The sequence below is a fragment of the Rhizobium sp. Pop5 genome (assembly GCF_024721175.1).
Classification (GTDB): Bacteria; Pseudomonadota; Alphaproteobacteria; order Rhizobiales; family Rhizobiaceae; genus Rhizobium.
This window is the reverse complement of the sequence record NZ_CP099398.1, coordinates 242543-254670: the sequence shown is the minus strand read 5'-3', so window position 1 is coordinate 254670 and position 12128 is coordinate 242543. Positions and strand designations below refer to the sequence as shown.

General features: G+C 60.5%; 7 protein-coding genes and 2 pseudogenes. 8 read left to right on the top strand and 1 reads right to left on the bottom strand.

Annotated features, from left to right (window positions below):
- Nucleotides 1–809 precede the first annotated feature (809 nt).
- On the top strand, nucleotides 810–3293 hold the full coding sequence (locus NE852_RS01255; RefSeq protein WP_225897202.1) for a hypothetical protein: 2484 nt from the start codon (nucleotides 810–812) through the stop codon (nucleotides 3291–3293).
- A 1283-nt stretch (nucleotides 3294–4576) separates the two neighbouring features.
- Here NE852_RS01255 and NE852_RS01250 read toward each other — a convergent pair.
- Nucleotides 4577–4933: pseudogene (locus tag NE852_RS01250) on the bottom strand (IS3 family transposase); the annotation flags it as partial.
- A gap of 93 nt (nucleotides 4934–5026) precedes the next feature.
- Between NE852_RS01250 and tssA the strand changes: the two are divergent.
- The 7 genes and pseudogenes from tssA to tssG all read left to right on the top strand — a co-directional run.
- Nucleotides 5027–6019: a type VI secretion system protein TssA gene (gene tssA, locus NE852_RS01245; RefSeq protein WP_004680423.1), complete on the top strand. Its 993-nt coding sequence runs from the start codon at nucleotides 5027–5029 to the stop codon at nucleotides 6017–6019.
- 35 nt (nucleotides 6020–6054) lie between these two features.
- Entirely contained in the window at nucleotides 6055–6609 is a 555-nt protein-coding gene (tssB, locus tag NE852_RS01240) for a type VI secretion system contractile sheath small subunit (RefSeq protein ID WP_008536050.1), read from the top strand.
- A gap of 2 nt (nucleotides 6610–6611) precedes the next feature.
- The gene (gene tssC, locus NE852_RS01235) at nucleotides 6612–8099 is read left to right on the top strand and encodes a type VI secretion system contractile sheath large subunit (protein ID WP_004680425.1); all 1488 of its coding nucleotides are present in this window, start codon (nucleotides 6612–6614) and stop codon (nucleotides 8097–8099) included.
- Nucleotides 8100–8214: 115 nt separating this feature from the next.
- Nucleotides 8215–8748: a type VI secretion system tube protein Hcp gene (locus NE852_RS01230; protein ID WP_004680426.1), complete on the top strand. Its 534-nt coding sequence runs from the start codon at nucleotides 8215–8217 to the stop codon at nucleotides 8746–8748.
- Nucleotides 8749–8834: 86 nt separating this feature from the next.
- A complete protein-coding gene (gene tssE, locus NE852_RS01225; RefSeq protein ID WP_004680427.1) occupies nucleotides 8835–9338 on the top strand; it encodes a type VI secretion system baseplate subunit TssE in 504 nt (167 codons plus the stop codon).
- Complete coding sequence (tssF, locus tag NE852_RS01220; RefSeq protein ID WP_008536039.1) at nucleotides 9338–11224, top strand: type VI secretion system baseplate subunit TssF; 1887 nt, start codon at nucleotides 9338–9340, stop codon at nucleotides 11222–11224. The genes tssE and tssF overlap by 1 nt, the downstream gene beginning before the upstream one ends.
- Nucleotides 11188–12111 (top strand): annotated as a pseudogene (tssG, locus tag NE852_RS01215) (type VI secretion system baseplate subunit TssG); the annotation flags it as partial. The gene tssF and the pseudogene tssG, both read left to right, overlap by 37 nt.
- Between the last annotated feature and the right edge of the window lie 17 nt (nucleotides 12112–12128).

Sequence of the window (12128 nt, the reverse complement as noted above, 5' to 3'; positions counted from 1 at the left end):
CGCGGCACCGGCGGCCGTCAGCGTTGATAGCAATCCGTGCCGATCGCCACATCAAGCACGGACCTCCGGTCTGGAGAACGGGTCGTCGCTGCATCTCTCGAAGGATCGCCGCTGTCGTTATGGGTTCACGCAGGAGCTGCGCCATAGCCGCTCACTAACCGGATGCGAGCATATCACCTGTGCATGCAATCCAATACCGGGACTGCGCTAGTTTGAATCGCGGGCTCTTCTCCGTGGTTTTTGAGGTTCTGCTGCAATGATGCGTTTACGCTACCAGTTATCAACGGCCTGGCCATGTCTTCGGGATCTGCCGGCCTCCCGTCACCTGAGCTCGATTCCGCAGAGCCGCCCCATGCCACAACAGCAAAAAACGGGACCCACGGTGATTGAGCGGCGTCCGAACGAGGCTCGGCAAGCTGGAGCGGTCGATGGTCGCAGTCGCGCCCCTTGCACTCTGGTTAAGTCGCTTGAGCCCCTGATAAATTCTGACCTTCCGTCAGCAGTCGGTGCCCGACAGCTGACCCCTTGTTTCCTGAAGGCCATATCCCAGGGGGGTGAGCATGGTTGACAGGGACCCTCGGACTAAGGGGCAGGGCTCTTCGCGGCCGGATGAGGGCCGGCACCCAGCGGATCAAAGAGCGCAGTCTTCAGTGGCGCGTGTCGATCAAGTGGCCGACAACTTCAATTCGGACGACATCTGGCAAGAGAATTCGGTATTGCGTTACGTGGAAAGGCTAAGCGTCGACCAGCCAAGCCCGCCGACCGAGCTTCAAAGCCCTGAAGAACAAACCCCGCAAATGATGGCTGACATGACGGAACTGACGAGAGTTCCGGTCGTCCCGGCAGAGACCGCGTTCAACCTCACGAGGACAACAGATGAATACAATAATGCCGATCGCACTATTCACCTCGTCGAGGGCCAGCCGCTGGAGACTGGCCCTCAGCGCGGGGGGCTGCATGGCCTTGGGAATTTAGAAGCCTCAGCGGTTGCCGGGCCCACCGAGGTGCCGGGTGGAAGAGAGGAGCATTCGGCCATGTCCGAGGTGCCCGCGGAGCCCAGCGATCCGACCGGTGGCGGGCGCAAGAGGCGGACTACTGAGAAGGACGCAGATCCCAGGCCCAGCCGCAGGCAGACGTTATATGCTCAAAGGCCGCTGGCGTTGGCGCCTGATCTCAGCGCCGCGAATGCCGGCATAATCGTGGGGGCCTCAACGGGCGATCTCGTCAATCGAGCGGCGTTCCGGACGGTGTCGGCCCAGGACCAGGCGAGGCTGGACGAAATCGCCAGGCAGACACCGCGGCAGTCGAGGCAGAGCAAGGGGGCGTGGGCGGACGCGCTGAAGGCGGCCCATCCCAATCTCAGCGCCGCCGATGCCGCCGTAATCGTGGGCGTCGTAAAGCGGGTTATCGCCAGGAGGGCGGCGTATCGAACGGTGTCGGCCCAGGACCGGGCGAGGCTTGACGAGATCAAGGCGGCGACACCGCAGCTGCCGGGGCAGAGCAAGGGGGCGTGGGCGGACGCGCTGAAGGCGGCCCATCCCGATCTCAGCGCCGCCGATGCCGCCATAACCGTGGGCTCTTTTAAGGACGATATTGCAAGGAGGACGGCGTTCCGGACGGTGTCGGCCCAGGACCAGGCGAGGCTGGACGAAATCGCCAGGCAGACACCGCAGCTACCGGGGCAGAGCAAGGGGGCGTGGGCGGACGCGCTGAAGGCGGCCCATCCCGATCTCAGCGCCGCTGATGCCGCCATAATCGTGGGTGCCGTAAAGCAGGATATTGCTAAAAGGGCCGCGTTCCAGACGGTGTCGGCCCAGGACCAGGCGAGACTGGACGAAATCGCGGCGGTGACACCGCGGCTGCCGGGGCAGAGCAAGGGGGCGTGGGCGGACGCGCTGAAGGCGGCCCATCCCGATCTCAGCGCCGCCGATGCCGCCATAATCGTGAATGCCGTAAAGCAGGATATTGCTAAAAGGACAGCGTTCCAGACGGTGTCGGCCCAGGACCACGCGAGGCTGGACGAAATCGCCAGGCAGACACCGCAGCTACAGGGGCAGAGCAAGAGGGCGTGGGCGGACGCACTGAAGGCGGCCCATCCCGATCTCAGCGCCGCCGATGCCGCCGCCATCGTGGGCGCCGTAAAGCGGGTTATCGCCAGGAGGGCGGCTTTTCAGACGGTGTCGGCCCAGGATCAGGCGAGGCTGGACGAAATCGCTAGGCAGACACCGCGGCTGCCGGGGCAGAGCAAGGGGGCGTGGGCGGACGCGCTGAAGGCGGCCCATCCCGATCTCAGCGCCTCCGATGCCGCCATAATTGTGGGTTCCGTAAAGCATAATATTGTAAAAAGGGCGGCGTTCCGGACGGTGTCGGCTCAGGACCAGGCGAGGCTGGACGAAATCGCCAGGCAAACACCGCGACAGTCGAGGCAGAGCAAGGGGGCGTGGGCGGACGCGCTGAAGGCGGCCCATCCCGATCTCAGCGCCGCCGATGCCGCCACAATCGTGGGCGCCTTAAAGGACGATATCGCCGTGAGGGCAGCGTTCCGGACGGTGTCGGCCCAGGACCGGGCGAGGCTGGACGAAATCGCGGCGGTGACACCGCGGCAGGGGCGGAGCAATGCGGCCTGGGCGGACGCGCTGAAGGCGGCCCATCCCGATCTCAGCGCCGCCGATGCCGCCACCATCGTGGGCGCCGCAAAGGACGAAATCGCCAGGAGGGCGGCGTTCCGGACGGTGTCGGCCCAGGACCAGGCGAGGCTGGACGAACTCGCTAGGCAGACACCGCAGCTGCCGGGGCAGAGCAATGCGGCCTGGGCGGACGCGCTGAAGGCGGCCCATCCCGATCTCAGCGCCGCCGATGCCGCCGTAATCGTGGGTGCCATAAAGCAGGATATTGCTAAAAGGGCGGCGTTCCGGACGGTGTCGGCCCAGGACCAGGCGAGGCTGGACGAAATCGCGGCGGCAACACCGCGGCAGGGGGGGAGCAATGCGGCCTGGGCCGATGCGCTGAAGGCGGCCCATCCCGATCTCAGCGCCGCCGATGCCGCCACCATCCTGGGCACCTTTAGGGACGATATCGCCAGGAGGGCGGCGTTCCGGACGGTGTCGGCCCAGGATCAGGCGAGGCTGGACGAGATCAAGGCGGCGACACCGCAGCTGCCGGGGCAGAGCAAGGGGGCGTGGGCGGACGCGCTGAAGGCGGCCCATCCCGATCTCAGCGCCGCCGATGCCGCCATAATCGTGGGTGCCTCGAAGAAACGGATAGCCAGGAGGGCAGCGTTCAAGGTGATATAGGACGGCTCATGACTCATCACCACATTCCCTAGGAACTGCACCATCATGTGCGTTGGTTGTCCACCACGGGATTGCATGAGCATGTGAGAGCGCCGAATTTTTCTTCAGTCTGGAGGCCAATACCTGGCTCGAGATCGATATTTAGGGGCACGACGGCCGGCGCATTCCGGCTGACTAACACGCCGAGAGCGACCTCGTCTTCGACGGTCGGGAGCGCAGAATGTCGGCTCGCATGCCGCTGCGACCATCAGCCCGCTCCTCGCAAGATTGGCGCCAAGGCCGCCGTCGAACGATGGCGACGAGGCAAGTTTTTCCAAAACTTTCTTTAGCATAGAGGTAGAAGGATCGCTACAGCGGGGTTGCAGTGCGCGGGCGGCTAGGGTGACTAAGTGCGTGCACTCCACGACCGTCAAACGGGGTCGGTGTCCGTCAATTCGAAATCGCAGGGATCTGCACGAGAGACCGCGTGGTTGCCCTGCACGACTAATGGAAGCAGGGTCGACAGTCACGTTGGGATGCGGTAGGTGCGCGATAGAACGGGGGATTGGCGGCGGGACTCGATTCTTTTTAGAAGATCACGCAAAGCCGCATCACACCCATTGTCAAAAGTAAATACCGCGACGATGGTTATTAACCTTCGACTTCCGTCGAAAACGGCAATGGCGCTCACGAAGGAGGCCGGCCGCTGCGAAACCCCGCCATCTCCGCACCCCACTCCTTCGCTCCAACTGGGAGCAAAATGAATGAGGCAACGTGCAGATCTCGGGGAGCATCGTTACATGCGGTCAATACGGATCTCATCCAGATTGTCGCCCTATATGCCTCGTGCGGCGGTCCGGCGGAGCGCAGGAGTATAATGCCGTTGAAGTGCTCGAGCCGTTCTACCACTGACGCCGGGTCGCTGCACGCGCGATGGACCGCCGGCTGGCCGCTCGTTCGATGAGGGTCCGCGCGCCGACACCCCCAAGAGCGATCGCCGAGGACGCCATCCACCTTATGCAGCAACTGGCGCGGAGGCGGCCGCGCGAAGACTTCGTAGTTGGAGGCCTTCAGGCTCACGTTTGCAACGGTACTCCGCAGGTTGCCCTTTGCAACGACTGCCCGACGATGTCAATTCAATCTGGCTGAGCTTGTACCGTCAAGTTTATCCAGTTTGGGGTTCGCTCCAGCGGTGGGTTGCGCATCTGCGGCGGCATCGGCGGGTTTAGGTGCGGAGACCATTCCGGCTGCGCAGCACTGCATCACGTCGCGGGTTGCCGATCTGGGCGAACTCTGCAGGGTTAGTTAGCCGAGGCCAGAGTGCTTGGCTTGCCACGCTCCTCGATAACCCGATCCAGTCCACAGGCGACCGCAGGCCGGAGAGCGAAGTATCGGCGACGAGAGTCCGGCTTTCCTCACGACCATCAGAAGCCTGAACCCGCGCCAACGATCATTGGCAGCCAGCGGGATCAACACCAACGCTTGCCTTTCGCTCGTTTCCGGCCACGGCGCTTGCGCATCGTGAGCTTCTCCTCCCGATGGACCCGGAAGAGCTTCTTGTTGTTCACAAGGTGTCCCTCGCGCCTGAGCAGCACATAGCTGCGTCAAGATCCGAAGCGGCGGCATTCACGCCCCAAGCATTCACGACATATACGAATGTCGATTGTGCATGAGCAATCGCGTCTGCTCATTGCTAAACATTGAGAAACAGAGGCGCGACGATCTTTTATGTCGGGAAAACTGGGATTTGGGTCATGCTCGATGCAGATCATCTATTAAAACCGATCAGCGACGGCAACGCATGCGGGGATGCTCTCGATTACGATTTGAGCTTCCTGGAGCTGGAGATAGCGTCGCATGGCAAGCCGCACCAGCAGATAGGCGACTCCATCGCCACCGAGGAGGCTCCCGATTGGACAGAGGTGTGGCGGCTTGGCCTCGACCTTTCTGCCCGCACTAAGGATCTAAGAGTCGGAATCTTGCTCACACGATCCGCCCTCAGTCAGTTCGGCTTCTCTGGTCTAAGTCGGGGGCTTGAGCTGCTCGCGGCCTATGTCGAGCTCTACTGGTCAGAGCTACATCCGCGACCGGATCCAGAAGATGACGAAGATCAGACCGTTCGCCTCAACGCTCTAGCGAGCCTCTGCGATCTCTCCGGGCTCTTGGCAGAAATACGCCAAGTCCCACTCACCTCCTCCAGGCAATTCGGGACTTTTACGCTCCGCGATTGGGCTGGTGCGCTACGGTCCCAATCTACGGAAATTGATCGTTCGACCATCGAGCACGCCTTCATCGACACCGATCCACTGCAGCTCGAGCAGATCAGCACTGGTCTCCACGCCAGCCTGGCAGCCGCCACCCATCTAGACGCGAGTGTTCGGCAGCACGTCGCGAGTGACGAGGCCGTTCGATTCGACCCTCTGATAGTGCTACTCACCCAGGCCAAGGATCTGGTCGACGCCCATCGGAAAAGGGCCCAGCCTGCAGCCCCGGCATCTCCATTGCCAGACTCTAGCAAGGCCTCTTACCCCGAAGTGATCCGCAACCGCGATGACGTTGTCGAAATTCTTGGCCGCATTTGCCACTGGTACCAGGTGAATGAGCCCGCGAGCCCGCTGCCAGCCCTCCTGGAGCGCGCGCAGCGACTTGTCTCGAAGGACTTCATGGCTCTTATCAAAGAGTTGGCGCCAGAAGGGGTTGCCCAATACCGTTCGATTGCCGGTCTGGCGGTCGGCGAGGGCACGTGACGTGCGCAATCTTCCCTATCAGGAGAGTGGAACACATGACAAAGGCGAGTAGTCAAAAGTTCATCGCGCGGGTTCGTCCGCCTCGCGTACAGATCGAATACGACGTCGAGACCTATGGCTCTCAGAAGAAGGTTCAGCTTCCCTTCGTGGTCGGCGTGATGTCCGACCTCGCCGGCAATGCTGCCGAGCCGCTTGCCCCTGTCGCGGAGCGCAAGATGATGGAGATCGATATCGACAATTTCGATGATCGGCTCAGATCGCTGAGGCCCAGGGTGGTGATGCGGGTGCCGAACCTATTGACCGGAGAAGGCCAACTCGCTGTCGACTTGACGTTCGAGCGGCTCGAAGATTTCTCGCCGGCGGCCGTGGCGCGCAAGGTCAACAGCCTTAGCAGGCTGCTCGAGGCGCGAACGGAGCTCTCCAATCTGCTGGCCTATATGGACGGTAAGAACGGTGCCGAAGAGTTGCTCACCCACTTCCTCGCGGATTCGGCACTGCTAAGCGCCCTCGGCAATGGCATCGAGACTGAGAAGCCTGATGCATTGGTTGCCGCTCCGCCATTGGCATCCCCAGACACAGAGGAGAACTGATCATGATGCCTGCAGATGCCACAGATGTACAGGTCGCCACCGTTGATCTCGGCGATTTCACCCGCATGCTTCGATTCGAGTTCAAGATCCGCTCGGACCACTCCCGTGACTTGGTGGAGAGTGCCGTCCGAACACTGGCCGAGCAGGCACTTCAAAACACGTCGCTAATCAGCGACGATGTCGTCACGACTATCCAAGCAATGATTGCTTCGATCGACCAGAAGCTTTCTGCACAACTCAACGAGATCCTCCATCACGAAAATTTCCAGCGCGTGGAATCAGCTTGGCGGGGCTTGCATCACCTTGCCATCAACACCGAAACCGATGAAACGTTGAAGATTCGCGTTCTCCCAGTTTCAAAGGTGGAGATGTCCCGAACTCTGCGGAAATATAAGGGTGTCACCTGGGATCAGAGTCCGCTATTCAAAAAAATTTACGAAGACGAATACGGCCAAATCGGCGGTGAACCCTATGGCTGCCTGATTGCCGACTACTATTTCGACCATACCCCACCGGACGTAGAGTTGCTTTCGGGACTGGCGCAGATCGCGGCGGCGAGCCACTCACCGCTTATATCTGCCGTCTCACCACATCTGCTGCAGATGGATTCTTGGCGTGAGCTTGCGAACCCGCGTGACATCACAAAAATCTTCCTCACGCCCGAACATGCCCCTTGGCGGGCGTTCCGCGAGAGCGAGAACTCTCGGTACGTGGCCCTGACCTTACCACGCACCCTTGGCCGGCTGCCCTACGGGGCCAAAACCAACCCGGTCGATGAATTCGCCTTCGAGGAGGACACAGACGGCGGCGACAGCGAGAAATACCTTTGGACGAACGCAGCCTACGCCATGGGCGTAAATATCACGCGCTCGTTCAAGCTCTATGGCTGGCTCTCCAGAATTCGTGGCGTCGAATCCGGCGGCCTGGTCGAGGGTCTGCCGGTACATACCTTCCGCAGCGACGACGGTGGCGTCGACCTAAAATGCCCCACTGAGATCGCGATCAGCGACCGCCGTGAGGCCGAACTGTCCAAAAACGGTCTTCTACCGCTGTTGCACCGCAAAAACACGGACCTCGGCGTATTTATTGGCGCTCAAACTATTAACAAGCCGGTCAAATACGAAGACCCCGACGCGTCAGCGAACGCCGAACTCAGTGCCCGGCTACCCTACATCTTCGCAACCTGCCGCTTCGCACATTATTTGAAGTGTATGGTCCGGGACAAGATTGGCACGTTCAAGGAGCGCCACGAGGTCGAGGAGTGGCTCAACCAATGGATTCAGGGCTATGTCCACCCCTCGCCCGAGCTTGGGAGCGAAGAGAGTAAGGCACAGCAGCCGCTCTCCTCAGCCGAGGTCAAGGTGGAAGAGGTCGAAGATAATCCCGGATATTACGTTGCGAGATTTTACATGCGGCCACACTACCAGCTCGAAGGCCTAACCATCTCTTTGAGACTTGTCTCGCGCCTGCCATCCGCCCGCAAGGACTGAGAAAACCCGCAGATGATTGTGCTCCGTTCTCGGCGCCAAAACTCCGGAATAGCTGCCCCGGGCTGGCCGATGCAATCCAGGCCCAATCAGATCAACGAGAAAAGGAAAGTCCATCATGGCGTTCGACGCGGTTATAAAATTCACGCAAGCGTCCAAGGACGGCATTTTGCCCAAGGGCGAATCTATCATTCTAAAGGACGGTATCACCCTAGCGGACGAATGGAGCTTTTCACTCGAAAACAAGCTGAACATTGGGCCTCATACCGCCGGGGCGGGCGCGGGCAAGGCCGAATTCGAGGTCTTCACTATCAAGAAGCAGGTGGATACGTCATCGCCCTCTCTGTACGTTGCCTGTGGTCGCGGCGCCCACTTCAATAGCGTCGAACTGAAACTTTTCAAAGCGACGGGGAGCGGACAAGCTACATCAGAATCGAACCTGTTCTTGCACTGGAGTTTCAACATGCTGGTAGTCGAGAAGGTCGAGTGGTCCTATGCGGAAGAGGCCCCCGAGGAGACGATCACATTCCGGTTCGGCGCCTGCAAGGTCATTTATTACAGGCAGGATGAAAAAGGCGCTCTTACCAAAGCCGGCGAGGGCATCTGGAACCAAATCGCGAACAGCACCGACTTCAATAGGCTCGTCGGCTGATGGGGCCATCGGCAACCCGGGAATATTCGGGGCTGCGCGCGAAAACGACGGATCGACTCGTCGCTATTGCACCTGGAGATTGTAACATGGGCAGAGATGTTAAGCGGGATCTCGTGCAACCATCCCTCCTGGACCGGCTTACGGACGATGAGCCGCGCAGCTCGTGTGAAGCGCAGGACAAGCGCAGCTTCTCTGTTCGCCAACTGGAAGAGGTGATTCTACGCGATGTTTCCTGGTTGTTGAACACCAATCAATTGGGTGCAACCGTAGATCTACAAGCGTACCCTCACGTAGCGGCCAGTGCACTTAATTATGGTGCCTGGCCTCTCAGCGGACAAATTCGCGAAGGCATGGATAAGAGCGCATTGCGCGAAGCGATAATCGAGAGCCTTCAGCGCTTTGAGCCGCGTCTCTTACCGGACACCCTGAAGGTCACGGTCCTGGACGATGGTCAGGGTTGCGGCACTTTTCGCTTTAGGATCGAAGCCGATCTGTGGGCGCAGCCGTTGCCGGTGCGAATGGTGATGCGTACGGAGGTAGATTCCGAGCTCGAATCCGCCCGCGTTCATCTCGGTACAGAGATAAGCTGATGGATCCCCGGCTCCTGCGACTGTACAACGACGAACTTGCTTATATGCGCGAGATGGGGGCCGAGTTCGCCCGCGCATTCCCGAAGGTCGCCGCCCGGCTCGGGATGGAATCAGCGGAGGTCGCCGACCCCTACGTCGAGCGGCTTCTGGAAGGCTTCGCTTTCATGGCGGCGCGGGTGCAATTGAAGCTTCAGTCTCGCTTTCCGGAATTCACCCAGCACCTCCTGGAGATGGTCTATCCGCATTTTCTACCGCCGCTCCCCTCGATGACGATCGTCCGTTTCGAGCCCGACCAGGATGCCGGACGACTTGAAAATGGATACCTCGTGCCGCGGGGAACCAAGCTTTTGGGCCGTCTTGCTCCGGGCGCCGTCACACATTGCGAGTTCCGCACGGCCCATGATGTGCATCTCTGGCCAATTGTGGTGAGCGCTGCCGATTATTTTTCGACGCCGGGGCAGATCGCCGCACTGGATCTTCCGGCCCGGCAAGATGCGAAGGCTGCTTTGCGACTACGCCTTCGTACCACCAATGGCATGCCGTTCAATAAACTCGGACTAGAGGCTCTCACACTGCACCTAACAGGCCCCGGTGGCATCGGCGCCGCACTCGCCGAACAGCTTCTCGGTGACGCATGCAATATCATAGCCCGTCCGGTCGGCCGGCCTATCCCTTGGCAGGAAAAGATTCCGGTTCATGCGCTGCAGCAACGCGGTTTGGAGCCGAGCTGTGCTCTCCTGCCCGAGGTGCCACGCTCTTTCGACGGGTACCGTCTCCTACAGGAGTATTTCGCCCTCGCGGAGCGGACGTTGTTCGTCGAGGTTAGCGGGCTGGCAGACGCAGTAGCCCTGTCAACTGCCGAGACCCTTGAGATCGTCTTCGCACTCAGACGTGTCGAGCCACGGCTGGAACGACAGCTCGGGCCCCAAAATATCGTTCTCTTCGCAACGCCCGCGATTAATCTCTTCGAACGCCAGGCAGATCTCGTCCACGTGAGCGACAAGAACACCGAGCATCATGTGATTGTTGACAGGATGAGGCCGCTCGACTTTGAGGTCCACTCGATCCTCGAGATGAGCGGAGACGGGGCGAAAAACGAAGCGGCTCCCGTGAGGTTCTACCCGTTCTATAGCATCAGCGCGCACGGTCAGGAGGAGCAGCATTCCAGATACTACGCGATCCGCCGGGAGCAGCGCCTCATGTCGGAGCACCAGCGTCTAAATGGCGCGCGGACTGGCTACATCGGCAGCGAAACGTTCGTTTCTCTAGTTGATCGCCAGGCGGCTCCCTATTCGGCGGAACTCCGGCATTTGTCTGTAAACTGCCTGTGCTCGAACCGGGATCTGGCGCTGCTGCTGCCGATCGGCCGGGACGAGACAGACTTCACCCTGGAAATCGGCGCTCCAGTTACCGCCACCCGGTGCGTATCGCCCCCGAGCCGACCGCGTCACTCCTTCGCCAATGGCGATATCACTTGGCGATTAATTAGCCATCTTTCACTGAACTACCTCTCGATCAGCAATTCCGATAGGAACGACCACCGGGGCGCAGAAGCGCTACGTGAACTCCTCCGCCTCTACGTCGATCCAGTCAATGCCTTCGCCTCACGGCAGATCGACGGGATCCGGGAGATTCGGTCCAGGCCTGCGGTCAGGCGATTGTCCAGCGGTGGACAAGCCGCCGTAGCACGTGGGATTGAGGTTGGTATCATCCTGGACGAAGCGGCCTTCGAAGGCGTTGGCATCTTTCCGCTCGCCTCCGTGCTCAACCAGTTCTTCGCGAAATACGTATCCATCAACAGCTTCACCGAGATGGTCGTCTCGACGCTACAGCGCGGGGAGGTAATGCGATGGCCGACGATGGCCGGCCGCCGGGCGATCCTTTGATTTCGGGGGCACTCGGCGACTTCCTAAGCTCGCTCAGGGCCGAACCGCATGCCTGCGACTTCTTCCAGGCTCTGCGGCGGATCGATGCAATCTGCTCAGATCGGCCTCGGCTGGGAGAATCGAGCGGTCCCAGCCTGGATCGCGTGCGGATCGCCCAGCAGCCCTCCCTTGCATTTCCGACTCGATCGATCGCGGGCGTGACTGCGCACGAGGAGAACGACCCCGTAATCTCCACCTACGCCTTCGGCTTGTTTGGACCCCACGGTCCCCTCCCATTGCATCTGACGGAGTACGCCCTTCTCCGGCAGCACAACGCCGCGGATGAGACGCTGATCCGATTTGCTGATACCTTTCATCATCGAATGGCCTCGTTCTTCTTCCGCGCATGGGCGGAGGGCGAACCGACCGTGAGCTATGACAGGCCACAAGAAGATCGATTTGCCCTTCAGCTCGGCGCGCTAGCCGGCTTCGGGATGACCTCCCTGCGCGCGCGGGATGCTATGCCTGATCTGGCCAAACTCCACTTCACCGGCCGTCTCGCCTCACACACCCGCAACGCCGAGGGGCTCGCTGCCATCCTCGCCAGCTTCGTCGAGGCGCCGGTTGATATCCGTGAATTTGTCCCAAAGTGGGTGGATCTGCCCCGCATATCGCTCTGCCTCCTGGGCCGCGACCCGGCCACGGGCACGCTGAACAGCAACGCTATTGCAGGTGCGAGGGTCAGAGTGTGGCACCATCGGTTCCGACTCATTGTGGGTCCCCTCAGCCTGGCTCATTACGAATCGCTTCTGCCCGCAGCTCCCGGCCTTAAGTCGATAGCGGAGATCATCTGCAACTACCTTGGAGATGAACTTGACTGGGAGATTAACCTCGTTCTCCGTCAGGAGCAGGTCCCGGAAGTGCA

What these genes read in the sequence shown, in the direction of transcription:
- NE852_RS01230 (WP_004680426.1), top strand. Translation starts at nt 8,215, where the DNA reads ATGGCGTTCGACGCGGTTATAAAATTCACGCAAGCGTCCAAGGACGGC.
- tssE (WP_004680427.1), top strand. Translation starts at nt 8,835, where the DNA reads ATGGGCAGAGATGTTAAGCGGGATCTCGTGCAACCATCCCTCCTGGAC.
- tssC (WP_004680425.1), top strand. Translation starts at nt 6,612, where the DNA reads ATGATGCCTGCAGATGCCACAGATGTACAGGTCGCCACCGTTGATCTC.
- tssF (WP_008536039.1), top strand. Translation starts at nt 9,338, where the DNA reads ATGGATCCCCGGCTCCTGCGACTGTACAACGACGAACTTGCTTATATG.
- tssA (WP_004680423.1), top strand. Translation starts at nt 5,027, where the DNA reads ATGCTCGATGCAGATCATCTATTAAAACCGATCAGCGACGGCAACGCA.
- NE852_RS01255 (WP_225897202.1), top strand. Translation starts at nt 810, where the DNA reads ATGACGGAACTGACGAGAGTTCCGGTCGTCCCGGCAGAGACCGCGTTC.
- tssB (WP_008536050.1), top strand. Translation starts at nt 6,055, where the DNA reads ATGACAAAGGCGAGTAGTCAAAAGTTCATCGCGCGGGTTCGTCCGCCT.